Consider the following 23,457-nt stretch of genomic DNA (forward strand, 5'->3'; position numbering starts at 1 on the left):
GCCAAGGGGAGGGCGCTGTTATTCGCCCGGCGTATTTCTTGCTTCACCGCAGCAGCCTTGCCAGAGGCGCAGCCAGCTTGTGCGCGCGCCATCACCGCAAGTTGTTGCTGGTGGCAAAGTTAATACTAATTTTGTCGAGCTATTTTTTGTAAATCGGGTTAATAAATGTATTCTTCTTGCGCCTGATCGGGCTGTGCGTTTTTCGATTGCTATAATGCGCCCAGCCTTTCACAGGCACTGAGTATCTCCCATGGAATTGCTTGCGCACAGCACATCATGCGCTGACCTCAAGCCACATTCCCGGCGTTTCGCCAAGCTCAGTCCAGCCCAGCCTGGTTATTCACAACCCTTCCCACCCACCTTTGCCTTAAATCTTGCCACGCAATCCCAGCCGGCAGCCGTGACATCTTTATGCTGATTTTGAAAGGACTTTCCATGCAAGTTGAAAGTGCACGCGAGCGTATGGTGTTTATTGACGCAATGCGTGGTCTCGCCATTATTTTTATGGCGCTTGATCATGTCCGCGACTTTTTTGGCGTGACCCCGTTTGCATTGCTTGATCTGAAACAAACCACCCCGGCCTGGTTTGTGACGCGCTACATCACGCATGTTTGCGCGCCCATCTTCGTCTTCCTGGCCGGTTGCAGCGCCTGGCTGTATGGCCAGACGGTGTCAAAGCGCGCCTTGAGCCATTATTTGGCGACGCGCGGCCTTTGGCTGATTTTTTTAGAGTGCACTTTCATCAGCCTGAGTTGGGGCGCGCTGCTGGGCGGCGTGGTTTCCTTGCAGGTGATATGGGTGTTGGGCTTGTCAATGGTGCTGTTGGCCGCGCTCCAGTATTTACCGCGCTGGGCTATCGGCGCGCTCGCCGTGCTGTTAATCGCTGGCCATAATCTATTGGATGGCTGGCATAGCAAAGATTTTGGCCAGTGGGGCTGGTTGTGGAGCGTCTTGCACGAGCCAGCGTTTCATCCCGGCGCCATCGAGGGAAGCGGCGTGTATGTCGCCTATCCCTTATTGCCCTGGCTGGGCGTGATGCTGGCCGGGTATTTCTGCGCGCCCTTCTTACAAGGCGATGCCGGCCTGCGTCAGCGCCGCTTGCTGGCCGCCGGCGGCGTCTTGCTGTTGGCGATGTTGCTGCTGCGTGCCGGCAATTGGTATGGCGATCCGCAGCCATGGCAGGCGCAAGCGCGCGGTGCGCTGTACACAGTATTTTCATTTTTGAATTTTGAAAAATACCCGCCCTCGCTTTTATATCTATGCATCACCTTGGGATTGAGCGCCTGGATGCTGGCCGCCCTGGCACGCATCAATCCAGCGCGCCTGGCATGGCTGACGGTGTATGGCCGTGTGCCGATGTTCTTTTACCTGCTGCATCTGCCTATGATTCATATCGGCGCACAAATCTGGGCGATTTTGCGCTATGAACAATTAAGCGGTTGGAACTATGCGAATGTGCCGGCGCCGCAAGACTATGAACCCAGTCTGCTGTTTGTCTATCTTGTTTGGCTGGGCTATCTGCTTGTGCTGTATTTCGCCTGTCGCTGGTATGGCGCACTCAAACGGCGCAAACCAAACAGCTGGCTGCGTTACGTGTGAAAAACAGCCCAGCCGCTCCGGCCTGCTTGATTCAGCTTGTGGCAGCGGCTTTGCGGGACGCAGCAAGCGCATTGGCCTGGCTGTGATATGCTTGCTGATAAATGGGGTCAGGTTGCATGCACAGCCATGTCAACCTGGCGCCATTATCCCCCCCAATCCCCCTTCCTTTTTAGATTTGCCATCATGAATGTTTTATTGCTTGAAGATGATCTTGCGCTCGGCGACGCCTTGTGCCGCGCCTTGCACCAGGCGGATATACGCGTTGTCTGGGTGCGCCGCTTGCAGGAAGCGCGTGCGTTTTTGCAGGAAAAAACGCAAGACGCCCTGTTACTCGATTTAAGCTTGCCGGATGGCGATGGCTTGAACTTGCTGCGCGAGTTGCGCAGCCATTGCAGTATGCCGGTGATTATTCTTTCCGCCCGCGACACCCTGGAAAACCGCCTCGAAGGCTTGCGTTGCGGCGCGGATGACTATTTGGTGAAGCCATTCGCCATCGCCGAACTGCTGGCGCGCCTGCAAGTGGTGACCCGGCGCAGCAGCGGATTTTTGTCATCGCAATGGCAAATTGGCGATTTGGTGATCAACACCGAAAACCGCTCAGCCAGCTTGGCCGGGGTCGATGTCGCGCTCTCGCCCTCAGAATTTTCCCTGCTGTTTGAACTGGTGCGCAAAGGCGGCAAGGTGCTCAGCCGCGAATACCTCATTACACATTTATGCTGCGACTCAGATAATGCATTAGAGGTGCATGTCTCCAATCTACGCAAAAAATTAGGCAAAGATTGGGTGCGCACGATTCGCGGCGTCGGATATTTATTGCCAAAGCCATGAAGACATTCCCTGTTCACTATGTTTCTTTGTATTGGCGCCTGCTATGGGTCAGCCTGAGTTCCATCCTGCTGGTCTGGTGCTTGTTGCTGGGCTGGTTTTATCTGGAAGTGACTAAAGTTGGATCAGGCCATTTTGATCGTGATCTGCGCAGTGTCGCCGATACGATTGCCATGGTGCACAGCGGGGCCTTCAAAGAAGCTGAGCGCAGCCAATTGATTAAAAAGAAAATTGACCATTTCAGCCGTTCATATAGCGATGCGGCGATGCCGGAAAACGAGTTTTCCTATCGCGTGATGGATCAGCAGGGACGGGTCTTGAAGCAATCGGCAAACTGGCCGGGTTTAGCGCAGACAAGCACAGCCGAATTGCCGCAGCGCGATGGGGCCTGGCGCAGTTTGATGGTCTCAAGTGAAGATGCGGAACTCACAGTGCAGGTGGCGATTGAAGAAAGTTTTGTACAGCGCGCCACCTTTGGGATTTTAATTTTCTTCTTGCTGCCGCTGTTGCTGGCCCTGCCGGTGATGCTGCTGTTATTGCAATATGGTTTCCGCCTTGCCTTAAAGCCGGTGACGCTGCTGGCCAATGCGATACGCAATAGCGAGCCGAAGCAAACCCAACCTTTAGTCAGCAATGCCTCGCACTATAAAGAGCTGGCCCCGGTGTTTGAAGCGGTCAACAGCCTGCTGTTGCGCTTAGCCGCGCACCGCGAAGCGGAGCGGCGTTTTTTTGCCGATGCCGCGCACGAATTGCGCACCCCGCTGGCGGCCCTGGGCGCGCAGGTGCATTTATTAAAACAGGCGGAAAACGCTAATCAACGCGCAGTCATCGCCGACATGCTGCAAACCAGCATCGAACGCAATGCCGAGCTGGTCGGCAAAATATTGGTGCTGTCCCGCTTGGAAGCCGAATCGGCGCAAGCCAATCTGCAGGTCTTCAATCTGGCGGCCCTGGCCCGCGCGGCAGTCGCGCGCAATGCGCCACATGCGATAGCACGCGGCAGTGAACTGTCTTACGACGGTATCAGCGAGCTGCGCTGTTGCGGCGATCCGCTGGCGCTGGAAAGCCTGTTTGATAATCTGATTGATAATGCGATTCGCCATTGCCCGCCCGGGGCGACAATCAGCGTTGAGGTAGAAGACGGGGTTTCCTTTTGCCGCATCTCCGTGCTGGACGACGGCCCCGGGATTGCGCCGGCCTGGCGCGAAGAGGTGCTCAAACGCTTTGTGCGTCTGCCCGATACCCTGGGCGCCGGCAGCGGCTTGGGCTTGGCGATTGTGCAAAAAGTGGTCGATCTGCACGGCGGCACCCTTTTATTAGGCGAGGGTTTGCGGGGCCGTGGTTTGGGGGTGGAGATACGCTTGCCGCCGATTGACTGCAAGCGGCATTAAACGCGCTGCAAGACGGCGCTGCGCATGCTTGCCGGGTTTGCCGCGCTTGATTCCTGATGCAGAACGCAACGCGTGATCAGATGGCGCGCATGAATCGCAAAGCGAATCGGATAAGCCCGGCCTGCCGGGTGCTGTTCGGATAAGTGCGTGCACAGGCGCAAGCTGAGCCGGCCTTGCGGCAGATGCAAATCATGCGCCAGCGCAGCGAGCCGCGCGCACTTGCGGCGCATCATGATCAAACCAGGGCATGAAATCCGGGACAGGCGTGCGCAATAGAGCACATGCGTGCAAGGCCAGTGCGTTCAGGATAGGTTCGGCTTGTGTACTCAAGCATTGTTTATGAAGATGCAATTCAATGTGTCAAACACTGTATGCATTCGTTCGTTTTCTGCTCAAGCCGCAAGCGCTTGCAACAATCTCGCCAATTCCTGTTGCTGCTCCAGGCTTGCCGCTCTTGTTTCAAACAGCGGCCATTGCGCATGATGCAGCGCGAGTGCGTTAGCAGCGGCATAGCGGGCGGCTTGCGGTGCATAGCTCACTACGCGCAGGCAGTGCGCGGCGTCTTCGGCTGCGCCTCCATACACGCGCCGACCTTGTGGTGCGTTTTGCTGGCGCCACCAAGCCTGCAAAGCGGCGTGGTGTGGCCAAGGCAAACCGGCGTCGGCATCGCTGACGGGGCGTTTGCGCTCGCTTTCCTCGCTGGCTTCAGGTTCTTCTGGCGCAGCTTGACTCATGCCGCGCGCCTCCAGGTCAATGCCTGTCAGCATGCTGATGGCCCAGCCGCATAAACGGGCTAATTCCGGGCGTTGGCTGGCGTCAATCAGCCAGGGCATACAGGCCAGATTGCCATGGCAGGCCAGCATCAGCACCATTTGCCGTGGTGGCAGCGCTTGCAAGCCGCTCATCCATGCCGGATCGCCATGCGGCAGGCACATGCCCCAGTGGCGCACCAGTTTCAAGGCTTTTTCTGCGCTGAGATCACGGCGCAACCCCCGTTGGCTTTGACTGAGTGCGTTGTATTCCAACGCGGCTTGATGTAAGGCTGCGCTGGCGCTCAGGCCAAGATAAGGGGCGGCGATAGCGGCAGCGGCGCGCACGCTCAGGGATTCATCCTTGAGCAATGCCTGCACTTGCAAGGTATATTGTCGCCAGCGCAGGCGGCCTGCCAGTTCTGCCGCAGCAGCGCGCACCTCTTCTTCGTCGGCATCAAAAAAAGGCATCAGCGATAAATCCGGCAAAGTGCGGCGCAAACCCACTGCGCGCAGGCTGGCGGCTTGTTGCATGGGTGTTGCGCCCGGCATCAGCCATGCAGCTATCCAGCGCTGCGCTGCTTCCGGGCGCAGCCATGCCAGGGCGGACACCATGCCATCCAGCATGGCTTCGGGGTCTTGGCGCAATATCTGCCATACGCTATCTGCGCGCGCGGCCTCGTTATGCTCCAGCGCTAACACACTGGCGACAAAGCATTCCCCAGCGCTGCGCCAGCGGCGTAAATTAGCCAAGGCGATTTGCCAGCCTTCATCGCCTGCTGTGCGTAAGCCTTGCAAGTGCGCATTGAGCAAACCATCAAAATGCGCCAGACGCTCCAAGGTCAGCAGAGGGGAATAGGTATTGCTGCTGCGTTGCATCCAGTAAAACGCGGCGTCTTGCGCATGGCGCATGACAAGCCCTTTGATGTTGGATTGCGCCAGCGCTTGCAGTTCATTCGTCTTCAAATTCATATCCTGAAAAAAGAAGTTCCCAGCGCTCGCCATTGTGCAAGGCGGCGCCACTGCCGCCACACACCAGCATTTGCTTGCCATCCGGGGAAACGTCGATGCGGTGCGCATGCAGCGCGATTTCTGTGGGAATCGGGTCTTGCTTGGCTTGGTGAGCGGCAACCAGCTTGCCATCTTCCAACACCATCATGCCGTAGTCGTTGGCGCACCAGAAGCGGTTTTTAAACCAGGCTGAATCGGCGTAGGGGATGCTGGTATTGCCTTTGTGCAGCAATTTCCAGCGTTCGCCCCTGCCTTGCCAAAGCGAACCACGAATGTCGGTGATATACACTTGGCCATCGCCGCCACAGGTAACGGTTTGCAAGGTTAGATTGCTGGGAAAGGCAAGGCTTTTCCAGATATTCCCGTTAAAGTGCCAGATTTGGCCCGCATCGCCTACGACATACATATCTTTCAGAGAAAAACCAGCAAGATCAAAGAAATTGCTGTTACCTAGGGTTTCGGTAATGACATCATCATCTTTACTTGACAACCCAGCAGGCAGCGGAATGCCTTTATGTTCGTACCATTGTTGATTTGGCATGCGCTGGAAAATGCGCGTAGGCCCGCCAACCGCAAACACGGTTCCTTCCACTCTTGTCACCCGTGAGATAGAACAACCCACTTCACCTGCAGCAGCATAACCATAACCTTTGCCGTCAAAAGGGATTTCAGGTTCGCTGCCTTTGTAGGCATTGGGTTTGTAGCTCCATAAACTCCGACCGACATCGACAAGCAAGAATTCAGTTTGGTTCGGTTCCCAGGCTGCGCTGAGTCTTGCCAAATCCAAATTGTCGCCTCCTCGGACATAAAATCTTTTCTCAATTGGATTGCTTAATTTAACGGCAACAAATCTAGTATACCAACCATAATCCAGATGTTCTCTGTCATCGTCAGGAACCAAATAGAAGCCGATGCGTCCATGTTCAAAGCCTAAAGTGCAATCACGCACCATGTAGCCTTTGAAAATTTGTTCCCACATGTATTTGTTGTAAAACATAAAATATCCCCATTAGTCTTCAAAACTCACATCTTCTTCAATGTCTTTCTTCCCTTTGCCATCATGCGGTACGACACTTGCATGCTTGCAATCCGGGCAACCCGGCCCTTTACTTGCAGCTTTACCGCAATAGTAGGCATCCAACTGTGCTTGCAAGCATTTCTTGTCACACCCATAAAGCTTGGATATTCGCCCCAAAATCAAGTCACGAGCTGATGTGTATGGCATCTCATTCTTGCTTGCAAAGCCAGCCTGTTTTAATTCTGCTGATGTCACTTCATGCAACACCCCATGCGAACCCGCATACTGATTCGCTCCTTCCGCACAAATCGTCGGCGAAGCCCCTTCAGAATACCCATCCCAGCACTTCAGCTTGGGCAGCTTGCTGCGCGGCATATCCTTGATTTTCCCTTTGTCGTTTTTATTTTTCGGGTCTTTATCCCATGCCTCTTTCGCGGCTTTGCTGCCAACGGGGTCACGAAACATTGCATCTGGCAACAGATGGTGGCCAGTCTGTCCCGGACAGCAGCCTTTGCCCATCCATTTATCCGCTGCGCCTTTGTTGTATGGAACCAAGGTGCATTTGCGCGCCCGCAAGCAGGGATTGGCGGCGGCGTAGGCCGCTTGCACATCCACCATCACTTCGCGCGCTACCTTGGCCTTGTCTGCCTTGGACAGTTTGCTGTAGTTTTTGAGCTGGTTCTCGTACTTCTGAAAGGTTTGTGTGATGTTGGCGGCTTGCTCTTTCAGGTTGCTGACGGTCGATTTGAGTTCTGTCACCGTGGACTTCAATTCATCAACCCTGGTCGCCACATCCACAGCCGTAACAGCCACATCAACCGCCGTCATGATCCAGCCAACTACAGGAATCCAACCGGTCAAGCCGCGCCTCAGCGCCATTTTGCCAAGTGCCTTGGCCCCATATTCCAGAATTTCTTTTTCAATCTTGGTGATGACTTTATCGCCCAAATCTTGCGCCAGCTTCGACATCACACTGCTGATGTCCTTGAAATCATCAAGCCATTCCTGGAAATTATCACCAGGCTGCACCAAGAGCGGCCCGCAATGATCCAGCACCCAGGCAGCATCTTTCTCGCCTGCTTTCAAAGTTGTACGCGATTTTGGCCGGCCTTTGCCGCGATGCTTGTTCTTTTCATCGGCCTTGCATTTCTGTTCTACCTGTTTCTGATCCTTGGCGCACTCCTTCTTTGCTTCGGCAGTGTCCATGTAGTAGTTGACTGGTGTATTCGGCCCGCTTGCCATGGTGCATCCCTTTTTCTGCTGCTGTGCTTATTTGTGGTTATGCGTCATCAGATCGACATGGCGGCATACATTGAAGCCTTCGATTTTGACATCGGCTGACCAGCTCGCAAAATAGGCTTTACCCTTGATCACCCCGCTGACAATGCCTTTCTGGAATTGCTCTGTGGCCGGTTCGTTGCCGGTACTGGTGGCGAAGTAGGATTTGTCTTTCAGCGATACCGATGTGCCGCAAATAAACACAGTCGTCGAGCCATTCGCCAAGTCTTTGGTGAAGGCGGTATTGGTGTAAGGAATCGGGACAGGGCCGGCTGCGGGGCCGGGCGGACTCCAGCAGACATCGGGTGTCGCTGCTGCGGATTTGCCGTCAGCGGCTTTGCTGCTGATTTCATTGCCATTGGCGTACACATGCGTTTCCATCCGGAATTCCTTTATTTAAATGTATTGCACGACACAGGCGGCGCGCAGGCCATTGTCATTGCCAAAATGCAGCAGTCCTGCTTTGCCAGGGCCATCCGGCGCAGCCATGATCTGGCTTAAATAGGCCAGACTGAGCGGGGCGGCTGCGGCGCCGGTTTCGCCGACACAATCAGCAAGGTGCAACATCGGCAGCAACTTACTTTCATCGGCCATGATGCGGGTGCAGGCATTGGCGGCTTCTTTGGCGAAAAACTGTTCCCCGTTCAGGTCGTTCATGCGGAAGTCCAATTGCGCAGGACAGATATTGGCGGCAGCCAAAGCTTGCCGCATGGCCTGGCTTAAACCCATGGCGCGGTTTGGCGTGTCGCCGCCTATGGTGGCGGCTTCACGCGCTACGCCGGCGCCTGTCAAAAGCAAACCCCGGCTGTGCGGCTGGGCCAGTTCCAGCAGCAGCGCGGCTGCGCCTTCGCCGGGAATAAAGCCATCGCTGTTGTCTGATGTCAGCAAACGTTCCTGATCCAAATAATGCCCAATGCTGACGTTGTTCAAATAGCTGTCCACGCCCAACAGCAAGACGCGGGAAACGGTTTGCCCGGCCAACAGGGCTTGCGCTTGCAACAACGCAGGCCCGATGCCGGCGCGCCCTTGCGGGGAAATCATGGACGTTTCATGAAACGGCATTAAGCCTTGTGCGGTGATGTGTTCCACGCAGGCATGCCAGATATCGGTGTAGCGTTCTGTCTCAGTATGCGGGCGTCCGCGCTCAGCCGCCATCAGCATCAGGGCGGTGCGCGGTGGACTGAAATCCGGCGCTTGCTGCAGGCAATCTTGCAAGGCCAATTGCGCGATTGTCGCTAAGCGCTTGGTTCCCCAGCTATCGTCAAAAGGCAGGCGTGCTAATTTCAGCGCTTGGCCTTGCTGATCATAGAATTCACTGAATTGAAAATGATCCATATTCGCACGCAAGGCGCTGACTGCGCTGGCCATGCGATAGCCCACGGCGCAGCACATCCCGGCGGCAACGATATGCAGCGGGCGCCATGGGGCTGTTTGCTGGTCTGGTGCGCTCATGCGGTCTCCTCATTGCACTCTTCTTCGCCTGGTGCGGCGTCTTGCGTAGAGCGCTGCTTGTCACAACTGGCGCAGGCATCCAAGCCCATGGTTTTGGCATCCCACCAATTTTTGCAAATGCCGGCAATGGCCACGGTTTTGACATCTTGAATTCGGCGCTTGAGCGGCAGACTGCTGCGCCAGACCACAGTAAAGCGTGACTGATCAGGCTCAAAGAACAGGGTATCGGCAACTACTGGCGGCTGATGTACGCTGAAATCACGCATCAAGATCCGTACCGGGGCTTTGTTGAGTTTGGGCAGTTTGAAACGGATTTCCGGGTGGCCGGATGTGAGATGCCATAGCACCACTTCCTCCCCGCCCTGCGGATAGTCGATTTGCTGATCTTCGGGCGCAGCCTGATAAAAGCGCGAATCAAAATCCTCCGGCAAAAAGGGAAACACGTCCTGTTTCCAGGCGGCGTCATAGGTTCCTGCCAGCAGGCGGCGCGGCAGGCAATTGCGCCCCAGCACGGACAAGGCCATCGGCGCATAAGGTTGATCGGGACGGGTGACAGGCTGCTGATGCGCTTCCAGTGATTGCATGTCCAGATCATGCGCGGCGGCAGGGTCTGTGCAAAAGCCGCTGCCCAAAGGATTGGCAGCGTAGATTTCACTTTGCCCGGTGTTTGCTAACAGGCGTGAACCGCCAAAGGCGTAGCCATAATGCAAGGGCATGACGTGAAACGGCTCTGCCTGGCCGGGCGCGGGTGGATCGCCTTGCCATCTGCGAGGGCCATGCACGCGCAAGACTTTTTGCTGTGTGCCTATTTGATAGCCGGCCAGCAATTCGCGCACTGCCTGTCCATTGGGAGCATATGCTTGTGCGGCAAACAGCACATCGCAGCGCGGTTTGTGCAGCACAAAATCACTTTCGTACAAAGTGGCGGATAAGCCGGCTTTGCCTGCATACAAATCGCTGTGCTGGATTGGCATTGCAGGAATCGGGCGCACAAAGCCAGGGCCGAATTGCCAGCTTCCTTTTGCCACAATCAACAGATGTTCTTGCCCGGTTTTATCCACCGCAACGGTAGCGTCCGCCACCAGGTATTTTGAGCCGATTGCTATTTCCATCTGGCGCGCTTTAGTTGATTTGTACTGATCCACCCAGCAGGCGCTGTGTGGCGCTGGCTTGGCTGGAGATATAAACGCCACGCAACAGAATCCGTCCGTCACTGGTCAGGATGATGGCGGCATCGCCACAGCGCAGGCTTAATTCTTCGCCTGCCTGCATCGTAATCTGCCGTTTGTCGATTTCCCATACTGCGCTGTGCGCTTGCTCGCCGGCGTCTGTGGGCTGCACACGCATTTCCACCGCTGCCCCCGCCTGCGCGGTAGCAGCATGGCTTTCATGCATGGGGCCAATAATCAAAGGACGGTGCGTATCGCCTTGCAAAAACATAACAGCAACGTTCATCCCCGGCGCTAACAAAGCCGGGGCGCACGCAGCTTGCGCCTGCGCCTGCGGTATGCCAATAGCATCCAGCGCAATCAGATAACTGCCTTCTGTCTGCACGTCGCAGAGTGTACCGACGACTACGCCATGCACCGCTGGCGGTGGCGGCTGAAACTCTTTTTGCAAGAGACTGGCCAAACCTGCCGGGTCAGATGTGGTAAATGGATTGTGCGCCAGGTCATCGCTTGAGGGCGTGCCGCTTTGCTGCGCACCGGATTGGCTGCTTGCATCTGTCATAACTCAATTCTCAAGAATGTTTTTAGCCTTAACGGTAATGTTGCCGTCTGCTTTGTAATGCTGTTCGCCTGTCGCACCGAGCACAATTTCATGCCCGTTAATGCTGATATGTCCATCCTTATCCATGCGCAGCACCGATTTACCACAGACGAATTCGATGCTGTCGCCGACCTCTACACGCCAATTGTTGCCGACTTTTTTTGTATCGTCTTTGCCAACTTCAGTTTGCCGATTGTCGCCAATGCTGATGGTTTCGTTATGATCCACCCGCTCTTTGCGGTCGTTGTGTACGGTGATGGTTTCATCATGATCCACTGTCTCGGTGCGGTCGTGTTTGACATGCACGGTTTCATCGTTGTCGATGGTTTTGCTGCGGTCATGGCCTACCCAGTGGCTTTCATCGTGCTCGACTTCGATGCGCTGATCTTTTTCAGCGTGCAACCAAACTTCCTCTTGTCCTTTTTTGTCTTCAAAACGCAAGGCGTTGGCGGTGGTGGCGTCGCCGCCTTTACTGGAACGGGTCAGGATGCCGCTTTGCGTCTGATTGGCTGGCAAAGACCAGGGCGGTAAGTGGCGTTCGTTGTACAACTGGCCGACCACTAAGGGCCGGTCTGGATTGCCTTGCAAGTACTGAATCACTACTTCCGTGCCGATACGCGGCACAGCGATGATGCCAAAGCCATTTTTGATGACGCCTTAACGAAGAAAAGGCGTTAGCGTTTTCTTTAGCAGCGATTCAAAGCGTTTATCATGGATCAAGTCTACACATCCCGGAATACGCAAAGTGACTCCATTAGGTTCCAAACTGGCTGCTGGCGCGCGGCTCGCCAGCTTTGCGAGCACGGGATACGCTTCTGCAGGCAAATTTCCGGCTTCAATCAGGCCGCCAGCCCAAGTTTGTGCTTCTGCCTCAAGCGGACTTCCCTTGTAGCGTTCCACTAAGCAGGCGGCAAACACATAATCACGCGCCAGTTTATATTCTCCACCTGATACGGCTGCGCTTGCCAGAGCAGGAGAAAGCAGGCAGATTGCATGCGCCAAGTGTTTTAAAAAGCCCATACTATGCGCCTTCCTGCTGCAATGACAATTCATGCAGCGCATCAGCTCCCCATTTCATCCGGCTTGCACACTGGATGAAGCAAGGCGCGGATAATAAGCTGCGCCTGTGCGCAGTAAAGACCAGGCCGCCACTTGCCGCGCCGCCATGCGGCCTTGCTGCAAGACCTGGCGCATGGCTTCGGGGTCTTGTTTCGGCATGCCACACAGTACCGCAGCTTGCCCGGCAAGCGCTGCCTGCATGTGTGGCAAGCCGCTTTGCACGGCGGCGACATCCGGCCATGGCAAGCCGGCGTCTGGATCAGCAAGGGGGCGCGCACGATCTGCCGCCATGCTGTCATCTTCGCTGGGCGCTGCTGCGCTCCAGCCGGCGCGCTCTAAGTCAATGCCACTGATCATGTGCAGGGCTGCGCCAGCCGCGCGCGCACTTTCTTGATGCGCGCATGCTTGCACCAGCCATGGCAGATTGGCAGGGTCGCCATGACAAGCCAGTAAATAGCAGAATTGGCGTAGCGGAATCGCACGCGACAAGCTGCCAAGCTGGGCGCTGCCGGGCGCCAAAACCTGTCCCAGCATGCCAGCCAATTGCTGCGCGGCGTCTGCCGCCTGCACGGCGCGCAGACCTTTGCCTTGTGCTGACTGATTGCAGGCCAACAATTCCTGTTGCGCCAAGTCCAGCAAGGCGGCATCGTGTGTTGCATTGGGCGTTTGCAGATGCAATAAACGGGCTTTGATGGCTTGCATTCTGACGTTGGCGTCTTCATCCCGCGCCAGCGCTTGCAGCTGCCATTGCCACTGCCGCGCCAAGCTCACTCCAGCGCAGCGCGCTGCTGCTGCGCGCACTTGCGGCGCATCATGATCAAACCAGGGCATAAGATCAGGCGCAGGCGCACGCAATAAAGCGCATGCGTGCAGCGCCAGTGCGTTCAGAATGGGTTCTGCTTGCGCACTCAACCATTGCGGCAACCATTGCAAGCAGGCATTCCCCTGCCAGGCGATAGCGCTGGCCATGCCGCGCAATAAATCGTCGTCTTGCCGAAGCATGGCGCATAAGGCATCAAAGCGGCTGCGTTTTTGTGCGGCATCCATGGCGGTGTGCAAGAGCAGCATGCCGGCCACAAAGCATTCGCCTGCGCCACGCCAGCGCTGCAGGTTTTTCCAAGCCATATCCCAGGCGCACTCACCCGCCAGCATCACGCCATCCAGATGCGCTTGCAAAAGGCGGTCAAATTGCACAAAACGGGCGTAAGGCATCAATGGGGAGGCGCGATGTGCGTCACGTTGCGACCAATAAAAGGCGGCGTCATCGGCATGGCGCTGGATGACTGGCTGAATCTGTGGCGGCGACTTTTCTTCAATCTGGAACATTTTTTGGTGATCGTTTTACGCTGGTTGAAGGTGCAATATGCGCTTATTTTTTAGTGGGGCTAACGAGTAACCCCTTGGATAATATAGAAATTCCTTAGGTAAGCGTCATTCAGAACTGTCACAACTATTGGGACACACTATCCCAATTAACCGTGACTGCCGCACTGTAGATGTAGTTTGGATCATCCACTTCTCGATAGTGTTTTGCATCAGGGTTAGCTTGCTTGGATTGCATATAATGCTGCTCGGCCAGTTCAATTTCTCCATCCAACCAATATAACAAACCTAATAACCAGTGATTCGAGTAGAATGAGCCTTTTTGTGCCGATTGTTCCAATAGGCTGATTGCCTGCTTGGCATTGCCATTGCGCCATGCAATTTCAGCTTGCACCCGCAATGCAAATGCATTTTCACTATCACGCTGCAAAGCCTGCAGCGCGATTTCTGCGGCTGCATTCCAATCCCGTAGCGCCAAAGCACAAATTGCGCCCTGGGTTAAACAGGTAAGTTCGGTATATGCCAACCTTTGAGGAAAACAGTCATATGATTTACGCAATAATGGCAGGGCTTGTGCGTATGCGCCAGCATTCTTCAAGCACAGCCCAGCATGTAATAACGCTTTGCTATATGTTGGCCACAGTCGTAATGCTTCTTTGAATTTCTGATATGCTCCATGATAGTCACCTTGTGATTTTAAACATAATCCAGCATTATAATGCGACAAAGCTTCTTTATTAAATTCTTCAACAAAGATGGATTTTTCATTTTTTAGTTTTTCGTAGATTTCGAATATTCGCCAGATGCTGCCGTTGTATCGTTCTGTTTCAATAGTTGTATAACATTCCGGTTTTAATGCATACGCCGACTCATGCCAAGTTAGCAATAAGTGGCATTCATCCATATCCTGCTCATAACAATCCAATTCATCAGAATCATACAATGCAAAAATACATGTATCTTGCTGGAGAATAAAGCTGTTTAAATCTATATACCATGAAAACAAATGAGGAGTATCAATCCGTCTTTGTGGTAGTTTCCTGACATCCTCATCATCTTCTGCGGATGCATGTGCAAGATACTTTATCTTTTCATCGCCACAAGTGACCTGTAGTGTGTGTATGCGAAGAAACTCAAACCTGCTATTCCCCGTCACATAATATTGACAAGCAACTTCACCGTGCACAATGAAGTTTCCATTTACCACCAACAAGCTGGATAAATTCCAATAACCAATCGCATCAAAATCACCATGTATTTCCAAGTCCCCATCATGATAGTAAACTTCCAAATCATCAAGTTCAAATTCCCCATAATATGTATCGGCATTATCTAAAAAATCGAATAAACAATCCAAGCCAAGGTTTTCACAGGCTTGTTCATAATTAATTATGCTGACTTGATGTTTTTCTAAGAAATCTGACATCATGCTTCCTTGTATTTTATATGATGGTGTTATTCAAAGCGGGCATTTTCTGCCGGCATGTGTTTAGCAAGCTATCTGATTACGCCAATCTTGAGCGCAATCAGATATTTGTCATGTATTACCCTATCAAGATGATAAATTTATTTCTTGCTGGCATACCCAGGTGAAAGTTTATGCCAAATTGTTGAAATCTATAATCCGATTCCACTGTTTTCCATCAAACAGGGTAGCGCCATACTGCCCGGCCAAGAGCAAGACGCCATCCGCAGCGGATAAATGCCCGGCGCACACGCGCACGCCATCGGGCAAATGGGCGCGTTTGACTTTGCCATTTTGGATATGCCAGACACCATAATCTGACGTACCCCATACGCGGTCTTGATACCAGACCAAATCGGTGTAGGACAAGGTAGTATCACCACGATGGATCAGCTTCCATTGCTCACCACGTCCTTGAAAAACCGCGCCCTCGTCCGCGCCGATATACACCATGCCATCACCGGCGCAGCACACCGTTTCCAAGCTCATATTGCTGGGAAAAGGGATCGCACGCCAGGTTTTTCCATCAAAATGCCAGACATCGCCATGGCCGCCTGCGGCGTAGATGTCGGTGCTGGAAAAGCCGTCGATGTCTTCAAAACCGCCATCGTCCATCAGCGATCTGTCTGGAATTGCGCTGTGCCATTCCCAAGTATTGTTACCTTGTCGGCGCATAACTGAGCGACCGCTGCCTACAATCCAAAGCCATCCGTCAATAGTCTTAGACTTTACGGCCCCACCTCTCATACCAGCCCATTCACCAGCATCGTTTTTCCCTGAGGACAAATCTTTCTCAAAGCCGACTTCTCCACTGCCAATCGCATATATATGGTGGTTGAGTGAAAAACCAACAAACTGCTCTTTCGGTTGATAGGCAACCGATGCCTTCATGTTCAGCATACCTTTTAACTCAGCAATACCCCATGGGCGGAGACCTGGCCTGTCATTGCAAGTAATCACTCTCGTCCAGGTTGTTTCCGTTTCTGGTCTTGGCGCATCATCTTCAAAGATGAAATAGAGCATATCTTTACGCCGGACTACTGCATCAATGAGCGTCGATCCTTTGATATATTTATCGAATGAAATTTTATCTAGTTTCACATTTATCTCCATTGTTATGCGGCATCAACTTCTACAGTACCATCACCTGTGTTTTCAACTGTTTTTCCTTTGCCACTCCTTGGCTTCATCTTCCCATTACACAACTTATCGTAGTAGCTCTTAAGTTGCGCTTTAAGGCATTCTGGATTGCATCCTGACTTGAAGGTTTCTTTAAGAGATTTAACGCCGGCGTCTATTGCTTGCTCGTTACTGATAGTGTCTTTGTGTTCTAGTCGATGGCGTTCCATCAGCTTATCCATACTATCATGCACCTTTTTGTGGCTAGCCGTGTTCTGGTTTGTCCCCTCAACACACAGCACTGGCGCATTATTATGCACACTGTTTGTGTAATCGGTGCAATTCTCAGGATCATCCACCTTTTTCATGATCGGCTTGCCATTCTTGTACTTCTGTCCTGTATCAACTTCAATCTTTCGCTTGAACATCTCCTTAGGCAGCAAATGATGCCCGGTCTGTCCTGGGCAGCAACCCATCCCGTGCTTTTTTGCGTTGAGCGCACTGGTTTGCGACATGGAGACCAATTGACAACGCCGCGCGCGAAGGCAGGCGTTTAAACTGCCGGCAAGTTCCATCGCTTCCGCCAGCACTTTGTCAGGATTGGTTTGCAAATCATGCAATGCCTGCGAAACAACTTCGCCAATTTTCAAGTTCTGTTGCACTGCTGCAAAAATTGCAGCACCTTCTTCCCCAGCCATGGCCGCCAACTCTGCGCCAGTGCTCAGCACATCAGTCACTGTCCAGGCAATCATGCCTGCCTCAACAGCAGTGCCGACCGTTCCAAGCGAGAGTACCGTGGTAAAAATACCGACGATATGTTTAGCCGCAGTTCGCAAGGCCAGGTTGCGCAATTTGGTTTTTGCGGCATCGCCAGCCTTTTCAATTGCTAAATCGGACAGCTCGGATATGCCATGCCGCACTAAACCCCATTTTTCGTTCTTCAGTTGTTCCAAGCCTTGCTTGAGTTTCTCAATCTCAGCTGCATTCATTGGCTCAATTGGCTTTAACCACATGAAATCACAGTGCGAATCCATCCAAGCGTTGCTTTGATTACGTGTGTAACCAGCACGCGCCAGACTGTCTAATCCTTCACCGGCTTTGCTGACAATTCCTTTAAGCCCCTTCTTCGCTGGTTTAGGCTTAGGCTTGCCATTCGCATCCTGCTCTGGTTCTGGATCAGGCTTGCATTTGCTTTCGATGCGCTTTCTGTCTTTTTCACATTCCGGCGCAGTCTGCATCACGCTCACATAGGGCTGTGGTTTGACGTTGGGGCCGGATTGGGTCGCCTTGTCTTTTGATTGTGCGCTGCTGCCGCTTTGGCTGGCGCCTTTGCTTTTTCTGCTCATTTGTGGTTCTGTGTCATCGGGTCAAGGTGGCGGCAGACGTTATAACTTTCGATCTTGACATTCGGCGACCAGTCCACGAATTGCGCCTTGCCTTTGATGACGTTGGAGACGATGCCTTTCTGAAAATTTTGCGTGGCAGGTTCATTGCCGGTGCTGGTGGCAAAACAGGAAATGTCCTTCAAAGCAGCCGGTTTCCCCTGTATAAACACGGTCGTCGAGCCATTGCTCAGATCGGTGGCGAATGCTGTGTTGGGATAGGGAATCGGAATCGGCCCGGCGGCAGGCCCCGGCGGACTCATGCATACATCCGGCATATTCGCCACCACTTTGCCATCGGATGTCTTGTTACAGATTTCCATATTGTTGGCATACACATGATGCTGTCCCATTTTCATCCTTTCCAATACGTCAGCGCCAAGGCGCTGCGGCGCCCGTCTTCGTTTGCTAAATGCATTAACCCTTGCAAGCCTGGGCCATCATTGCGCGGCATGACTGCCTGCATCCAGGCCAGCATGGCGCAGCCGGTTGCCGCACCAATCTCGCCTAAGCAATCCGCAGTGGTCAGGACGGGTAAGTCTATGCTTTCCGGGTTATCCGGGTGCGCCATCAGGCGCATGCTGGCAGTCGCGGCTTCGCGTGAAAAAAAGACTTCGCCGTTTTGATCGCTCAGCCTGAAATCCAACTCTGATGGCGTTAAATGTGCGCTGGCGCAAGCTTGCCGCATGGCGATGCTCATACCTTGTGCACGATTCGGCACACCGTTGCCCGGCTGCGCCTCTTCCATGCCCAAACCCAAACCACGCACATACAAACCCGGAATGATTTGTTCAGGCAATTCAAGCATGATGGCGGCTGCCGCTTCGCCAGGAATAAAGCCATTGCTTTGATAGCTGCACAGCAAACGATCTTGACGCAAATAGTGGTTAATGGTGGCGGCGTTCAGATAGCTGTCCAAGCCCAATATCAATACCTTCTGCACCTGCTTGCTGCGCAGCAAGGCTTGCGCCTGCCATATAGCATGCCCTATGCCAGCACGCCCTAGCGGCAGAATCAATGAACTGCTGTGAAATGGGCTTGAAAAAAGCTGTCCAATCGCGTCAAAGCTGGCTTGGTAGCGTTCCACATCCGTGTGTGGCCGGCTGCGCTCTGCAGCAAGCAACAACAGACAGGTATTGGCGCTATCGATCATTTCCTGGCGCGCGCAATCTTGCAAGGCATGCTGCGCCAACCAAGTTAAACGCGGCAAGCCGGCATGATTTTCTGCTGGCAAGGCGGCAAGCGCCAAGGCTTCGCCTTGATTATCCAAAAAAGCGCCTTCCTGGAAATGATCAATTCCGGCGCGCAAGGCGCAAACCGCGCTCGCCGCTTGATAGCCAACCGAGCAGCACAGGCCAATGCTGCGCACACGCATCACTTGCCATTCGGCCAATTCTTTTGGAAGTTCTATCATTCCGGGCAATCCTCAGTGGCTTGTGGTGCGGCAGCATTGGTTTTGCGCGCTTCTTTGCACTGTGTGCAGTTTTCTGCGCCAATTGATTTAGCTTCCCACCAGTTCTTACACACTTTGCCAATCACAACTGAACGGATTTGATGCAAAGAATCCACTGCCAAGCGACTGCGCCACACAGCGGAAAAACGCATTTTGTCAGGCTCAAAAAAGAGCGTATCCACAACAGGTTCTACTTCTTTCACTTGATAACTTTTCAACAGCACCCGCATGGGCAGGCGGTCAAAACGCGGCAAGCGGAAATGCAATTGCGGCATATCCGGGTGCAGATTGAAAAAGCTGACTTGTTCGCCGCCTTTCGGGTAATCGATTTGCTGATCTGCCGGCGCAGCCTGGGCAAAACGATCATCGAAGTCTTGCGGCAAGAACGGGAAAACCTCGGTTTGCCAAGTCTCATCATAGGTTCCGGCATAGCGTTGTCTCGGCTGCCAGTGTCGCGCAACAGGTGATAATGCGATGGCGGTTTGCTCCTGGTATGGCTCATTCACTGCGGGACTGCCCCAAGGGCGCAAACAAGGCCGGCTGGCGCCGTGTGCGCCCGGCGCATCCGGCATGACGCCCTGGGCGTCAGGGTGACAAAAACCAAGGCCAACAGGATTTTGCAGAAAATAGTTTGCTTCATTACTCTCTGCCCGATGCCAGGCGCCGCCAAAAGCATAGTCATAGCGCAAAGGCAAGCTCTGAAAAGCCTGGGGTAGCGTATGTTGCCAAGCCCCATCTTGCCAATACCAGCGGGATGGGCCGGTGACATGTATTAACTTTTCCAGCGCATCCAGCCGAAAGCCTGCGCCGATTTCCGTGGCTGGCTGGCCGTTTGGCGCGTAAGCCTGCGCATGGAACAACACATCACAGCGCGGTTTAAACAGTGCAAAATCACTTTCATAGATAGGTGCGGAAAGTCCTGGCGCGCCTGCGAAAGTATCCGCTTGCGCCGGTTTGTCTGCAGGCGCTAAGCGTGCAATGGCTTGTCCTGCTGCGCCATCCGGCACAATACTCCAGCAACCTTTGACCACAATCAAAAGATATTCCTGTCCGGTTTTGTCTTGCCCTGCGGTAATAGCCGCTTGCAGATATTTTGAAGCCACCAGCAATTCCATTGTGTCGCTTCCTTAATTGATCTGCACCGAGCCGCCGCGTATGCGCTGGCTGGCGCTGGCGTGGCTGGAAATATAGTTGCCGCGCAGAATAATGCGGCCATCAGCAGTCAGCAAAATACAGGCTTCGCCACAACGCAATTCCAACTCTTGTTCAGCTTCCAGCACCAAGCGCTGTGGCGTGTCGTCACATCGCACCTCTAACGCCTGTGCTTGTGCTGGCGGGCTGGCATGAAAAGCTCCCATCACGAGTGGCATATCTGGATTGCCTTGTGCAAACATGATGCCGACTGCTGCGCCTTCCTCGATTAAATCCGCCGCACAAATCAGGCTGGCGCGTACAGATTCCTTATGCAATGCGGGTATCTCAACTTCCACCATGTCAGCGTCCAACTTGCGCACAAGCCGCCCTTGCATCACGCCATCAATTCGCTGCGGTGTATTCTGTGGCTTCAACAGTAATTCTTGCAGTAATCCCGGCGCTTGTTCTGCGGCAGCATCCATGTTCGCATCTTGTGCGGCAGCATCAGTTTTAAATGGGGGCAATGCCATGCTTGACCTCAGTTATCAAAAATGTTTTTGGCTTTGGTGGTGATATTGCCCTTGGCCTGGAGGAATTGATCGCCGCTTGCGCCAAGGATGATTTCATGCCCGTTAATGCTGATATGTCCATCCTTATCCATGCGCAGCACCGATTTACCACAGACGAATTCGATGCTGTCGCCGACCTCTACACGCCAATTGTTGCCGACTTTTTTTGTATCGTCTTTGCCAACTTCAGTTTGCCGATTGTCGCCAATGCTGATGGTTTCGTTATGATCCACCCGCTCTTTGCGGTCGTTGTGTACGGTGATGGTTTCATCATGATCCACTGTCTCGGTGCGGTCGTGTTTGACATGCACGGTTTCATCGTTGTCGATGGTTTTGCTGCGGTCATGGCCTACCCAGTGGCTTTCATCGTGCTCGACTTCGATGCGCTGATCTTTTTCAGCGTGCAACCAAACTTCCTCTTGTCCTTTTTTGTCTTCAAAACGCAAGGCGTTGGCGGTGGTGGCGTCGCCGCCTTTACTAGGGCGTGTTGACAATTAACAGCACTTTGGATGGGAATTTTCAAAAAAAGCTGTTAACTTTTTGCCACTTGTGTTTACATTCTTGTTTTTGGGCAAAACAGAATGGCACGGATGATGTTACGGGACGATCAGTGGGCAAGAATTGAAGCCTTGGTACCAGGAAAGGTTGGCGATAGAGGCAGAACAGGCGTGAATAATCGGCTGTTTGTGGAAGCTGTTTTATGGATAGCAAAGACAGGCAGCCCGTGGCGGGATTTGCCTGCTGAATTTGGCCCATGGAACAGCGTCTATGTGAGGTTTGCGCGTTGGTCGGATAAGCAGGTATGGCACAAAATCTTTGCCGTGCTACGCGAGGACGCGGACTTTGAGGAAGTTTTTCTTGATAGCACTATCGTGCGGGCGCATCAGCATGCAGCAGGAGCCGCAAAAAAAAGGGGCCGCAATCCATTGGCCGGTCTCGTGGGGGATTAACCACCAAGATTCATGCTTGCGTTGAGGGCTTGGGCAATTTGGTTCAGTTCATCCTGACAGGCGGAGAAGTTCACGATATAACCCAGGCAACCGCGTTACTCAATGACGTCGCGCCACAAGCGGTGCTGGCAGATAAAGCCTATGATGCCAACACACTGATTGATTGCATTGAGGGAAAAAATGCCAAGGTCGTGATTCCACCAAAGGCGAACCGGAAAGAACAGCGGGATTATGATCAGTTCCAATATCGAAACCGCAATCTCATTGAGCGCTTTTTCGCCAAAATTAAGCAATTTCGACGGATCGCTACCCGCTACGACAAACTGGATACCCGTTTCTCTTCGTTTGTAACCTTGGCGGCATCAATGATATGGTTGAAATAAATGTCAACACACCCTAGAGCGGGTCAGGATACCGCTTTGCGTCTGATTGGCTGGCAAAGACCAGGGCGGTAAGTGGCGTTCGTTGTACAACTGGCCGACCACTAAGGGCCGGTCTGGATTGCCTTGCAAGTACTGAATCACTACTTCTGTACCGATACGCGGCACAGCGATGATGCCAAATCCTTTATTCGCCCAGGGCGTCATCACGCGCACCCAGGCTGAACTGTTTTCATTATGCTGGCCCATTCTGTCCCAATGGAATTGGACTTTGATGCGGCCATATTTGTCGGTGTAAATTTCTTCGCCATCCAAGCCCGTGACAATGGCGGTATCCACGCCTGGCACGCGCACATCTTCGCTATTGTGGCCGCGCGCCGGGCGCCAAGGCACTTTGCGGCGTAGGCAGGTAAAACTGTTGGCGTAGCTGCCCATGCCACCGTCGGAATTGAGCAGATTGTTATGAATGTCATGCGTGACAGACAGCAACAGGAATTCAAATTTATGCGAGGGGCCGCGAAACAGTTGTTTTAAATGGTCGCGTGTCAAGGTGAACCAGCGTCCTGTCTGCATCTGACGCACATTGCCGCGCCCGGCAAAGCATTTTGCGTCACCTTCGATTTGTTCCATTTGCCGTTCGGCGTATTGTTTGCCCTCATCTGGATTGGTAAAGCCATACAAGCCGCGATATTCATACACTTCGAGTTTGGCGATTTGTCCCTGTTCCTGCTGGCTGGTTTTGCCCACCAAGGCCGGTGTGGGGCGCTTGAAATCAAAGCTGGACAAATTGACTTTACTGGAAACGGCTTCGCGTTGGCCGCCAAACACGCCAATTTTGTCTTCCTTGTTGTCGCCGCCGCCATGGTGATAGGCAATGGTGTTATCTCCATCCACTGGTGGCGCAGCGCTGGAATCGTCCGACAAAATCAGACGGTGGCCACTGGCATCGTGCTCATACCAGTAATGCCAGCCCATCTCTTCCCAGCGCCGGTGCACATAGTTGTAGTCCGATTCATCATATTGGGCGCAATAGGTGTGGCGATGGCCGGCCTTGCTGACTTTGATATCAAACTTGGCCTGTGTGTAGTCTTCAAAAATCTCTTTGGTTTGCTCGATGTAGGTCTTGTTCTGGAAGATGAACATGTCTTTGCGCAAGCGCAGGAAAGCCAGCCAGGGAACCAGGGTCATTTTGTAGGTGGCTACGCTGTTGTCATACGATATCAGCTGAAAGTTCCAGCAATAGCCGGTGAACCAGCGAGAACCGCCATCATCGCGGTTGAGTTCGATGCCAACCAGCTTGCCTTGCACATCTTTGAGCGCGATTTCTGGATCGTCAGACAGCACATGCGCGGTGAATTCAAAGTCACGCGAAAATTCTTCTTCCGCATGCAAGCCTTCAATCAGCAGCGTGGATGCAGGGCCGTCTTTGCGCAAAAAACTGAGTTTCATCAGGCGTTTGGCGGACATCAGATTGGCAAGCATGGGCAAAACCTTATGATATGAAAACAGGGGAAAATGCGGCATATAACA

21 protein-coding genes and 3 pseudogenes are annotated in these 23,457 nt (G+C 53.3%); 4 read left to right on the forward strand and 20 right to left on the reverse strand.

The window, feature by feature from the left end:
• Positions 1-435: 435 nt before the first annotated feature.
• The 3 genes from V8J88_RS06320 (at position 436) to V8J88_RS06330 (ending at position 3,815) form a co-directional block, all read left to right on the forward strand.
• Positions 436-1,599 (forward strand): heparan-alpha-glucosaminide N-acetyltransferase domain-containing protein, encoded by a 1,164-nt coding sequence (locus V8J88_RS06320; RefSeq protein ID WP_338848495.1) that lies wholly within the window; start codon positions 436-438, stop codon positions 1,597-1,599.
• A 183-nt stretch (positions 1,600-1,782) separates the two neighbouring features.
• Positions 1,783-2,427 carry a response regulator transcription factor gene (locus V8J88_RS06325; protein WP_338848497.1) on the forward strand — a complete coding sequence of 215 codons (645 nt, stop codon included), beginning with the start codon at positions 1,783-1,785 and terminating at the stop codon, positions 2,425-2,427.
• Positions 2,424-3,815: a HAMP domain-containing sensor histidine kinase gene (locus tag V8J88_RS06330; RefSeq protein WP_338848498.1), complete on the forward strand. Its 1,392-nt coding sequence runs from the start codon at positions 2,424-2,426 to the stop codon at positions 3,813-3,815. Before V8J88_RS06325 ends, V8J88_RS06330 begins: the two co-directional genes overlap by 4 nt.
• On the opposite strand, the gene V8J88_RS06335 is transcribed toward V8J88_RS06330, so the two are convergent.
• From V8J88_RS06335 to V8J88_RS06425, 19 genes and pseudogenes are all read right to left on the reverse strand, one after another.
• Entirely contained in the window at positions 3,812-4,048 is a 237-nt protein-coding gene (locus tag V8J88_RS06335) for a hypothetical protein (protein WP_338848499.1), read from the reverse strand. The two genes, V8J88_RS06330 and V8J88_RS06335, sit on opposite strands and share 4 nt — an antisense overlap.
• Positions 4,049-4,207: 159 nt before the next feature.
• Complete coding sequence (locus V8J88_RS06340; RefSeq protein WP_338848501.1) at positions 4,208-5,530, reverse strand: hypothetical protein; 1,323 nt, start codon at positions 5,528-5,530, stop codon at positions 4,208-4,210.
• Complete coding sequence (locus V8J88_RS06345; protein WP_338848502.1) at positions 5,517-6,572, reverse strand: hypothetical protein; 1,056 nt, start codon at positions 6,570-6,572, stop codon at positions 5,517-5,519. Before V8J88_RS06345 ends, V8J88_RS06340 begins: the two co-directional genes overlap by 14 nt.
• 12 nt (positions 6,573-6,584) lie before the next feature.
• A complete protein-coding gene (locus V8J88_RS06350) occupies positions 6,585-7,835 on the reverse strand; it encodes an HNH/endonuclease VII fold toxin-2 domain-containing protein (RefSeq protein ID WP_338848504.1) in 1,251 nt (416 codons plus the stop codon).
• 27 nt (positions 7,836-7,862) lie between these two features.
• Positions 7,863-8,252: a DUF4150 domain-containing protein gene (locus tag V8J88_RS06355; protein WP_338848505.1), complete on the reverse strand. Its 390-nt coding sequence runs from the start codon at positions 8,250-8,252 to the stop codon at positions 7,863-7,865.
• 15 nt (positions 8,253-8,267) lie between these two features.
• Positions 8,268-9,323: a hypothetical protein gene (locus V8J88_RS06360; RefSeq protein WP_338848506.1), complete on the reverse strand. Its 1,056-nt coding sequence runs from the start codon at positions 9,321-9,323 to the stop codon at positions 8,268-8,270.
• Positions 9,320-10,435 carry a DUF2169 domain-containing protein gene (locus V8J88_RS06365; RefSeq protein ID WP_338848507.1) on the reverse strand — a complete coding sequence of 372 codons (1,116 nt, stop codon included), beginning with the start codon at positions 10,433-10,435 and terminating at the stop codon, positions 9,320-9,322. Before V8J88_RS06365 ends, V8J88_RS06360 begins: the two co-directional genes overlap by 4 nt.
• Positions 10,436-10,445: 10 nt before the next feature.
• Complete coding sequence (locus V8J88_RS06370) at positions 10,446-11,054, reverse strand: DUF6484 domain-containing protein (RefSeq protein ID WP_338848508.1); 609 nt, start codon at positions 11,052-11,054, stop codon at positions 10,446-10,448.
• A gap of 3 nt (positions 11,055-11,057) precedes the next feature.
• A pseudogene (locus tag V8J88_RS06375) lies at positions 11,058-11,738 on the reverse strand (phage baseplate assembly protein V); the annotation flags it as partial.
• Between the two features lie 12 nt (positions 11,739-11,750).
• A complete protein-coding gene (locus V8J88_RS06380; protein ID WP_338848509.1) occupies positions 11,751-12,113 on the reverse strand; it encodes a hypothetical protein in 363 nt (120 codons plus the stop codon).
• Between the two features lie 54 nt (positions 12,114-12,167).
• Positions 12,168-13,478, reverse strand: coding sequence for a hypothetical protein (locus tag V8J88_RS06385; RefSeq protein ID WP_338848510.1), 1,311 nt, complete (start codon positions 13,476-13,478; stop codon positions 12,168-12,170).
• 124 nt (positions 13,479-13,602) lie between these two features.
• Positions 13,603-14,904 carry a tetratricopeptide repeat protein gene (locus tag V8J88_RS06390; RefSeq protein WP_338848511.1) on the reverse strand — a complete coding sequence of 434 codons (1,302 nt, stop codon included), beginning with the start codon at positions 14,902-14,904 and terminating at the stop codon, positions 13,603-13,605.
• A gap of 168 nt (positions 14,905-15,072) precedes the next feature.
• Positions 15,073-16,041, reverse strand: coding sequence for a hypothetical protein (locus tag V8J88_RS06395; protein WP_338848513.1), 969 nt, complete (start codon positions 16,039-16,041; stop codon positions 15,073-15,075).
• 14 nt (positions 16,042-16,055) lie between these two features.
• A complete protein-coding gene (locus V8J88_RS06400) occupies positions 16,056-17,405 on the reverse strand; it encodes an HNH/endonuclease VII fold toxin-2 domain-containing protein (RefSeq protein WP_338848514.1) in 1,350 nt (449 codons plus the stop codon).
• A complete protein-coding gene (locus tag V8J88_RS06405) occupies positions 17,402-17,794 on the reverse strand; it encodes a DUF4150 domain-containing protein (RefSeq protein WP_338848516.1) in 393 nt (130 codons plus the stop codon). The genes V8J88_RS06400 and V8J88_RS06405 overlap by 4 nt, the downstream gene beginning before the upstream one ends.
• Positions 17,795-17,796: 2 nt before the next feature.
• Positions 17,797-18,855, reverse strand: a complete 1,059-nt coding sequence (locus V8J88_RS06410) for a hypothetical protein (protein WP_338848517.1) — start codon at positions 18,853-18,855, stop codon at positions 17,797-17,799.
• Complete coding sequence (locus V8J88_RS06415; protein ID WP_338848518.1) at positions 18,852-20,009, reverse strand: DUF2169 domain-containing protein; 1,158 nt, start codon at positions 20,007-20,009, stop codon at positions 18,852-18,854. Before V8J88_RS06415 ends, V8J88_RS06410 begins: the two co-directional genes overlap by 4 nt.
• Positions 20,010-20,021: 12 nt before the next feature.
• Positions 20,022-20,510 carry a hypothetical protein gene (locus tag V8J88_RS06420; RefSeq protein WP_338848519.1) on the reverse strand — a complete coding sequence of 163 codons (489 nt, stop codon included), beginning with the start codon at positions 20,508-20,510 and terminating at the stop codon, positions 20,022-20,024.
• 56 nt (positions 20,511-20,566) lie between these two features.
• Positions 20,567-21,085 (reverse strand): annotated as a pseudogene (locus tag V8J88_RS06425) (type VI secretion system tip protein VgrG); the annotation flags it as partial.
• Between the two features lie 105 nt (positions 21,086-21,190).
• On the opposite strand from V8J88_RS06425, the pseudogene V8J88_RS06430 reads away from it, so the two are divergent.
• A pseudogene (locus tag V8J88_RS06430) lies at positions 21,191-21,930 on the forward strand (IS5 family transposase).
• 3 nt (positions 21,931-21,933) lie between these two features.
• On the opposite strand, the gene tssI reads toward V8J88_RS06430, so the two are convergent.
• On the reverse strand, positions 21,934-23,409 hold the full coding sequence (gene tssI, locus V8J88_RS06435) for a type VI secretion system tip protein TssI/VgrG (RefSeq protein WP_338848520.1): 1,476 nt from the start codon (positions 23,407-23,409) through the stop codon (positions 21,934-21,936).
• Between the last annotated feature and the right edge of the window lie 48 nt (positions 23,410-23,457).

It is taken from the genome of Massilia sp. W12 (assembly GCF_037300705.1).
Classification (GTDB): Bacteria; Pseudomonadota; Gammaproteobacteria; order Burkholderiales; family Burkholderiaceae_D; genus JACPVY01.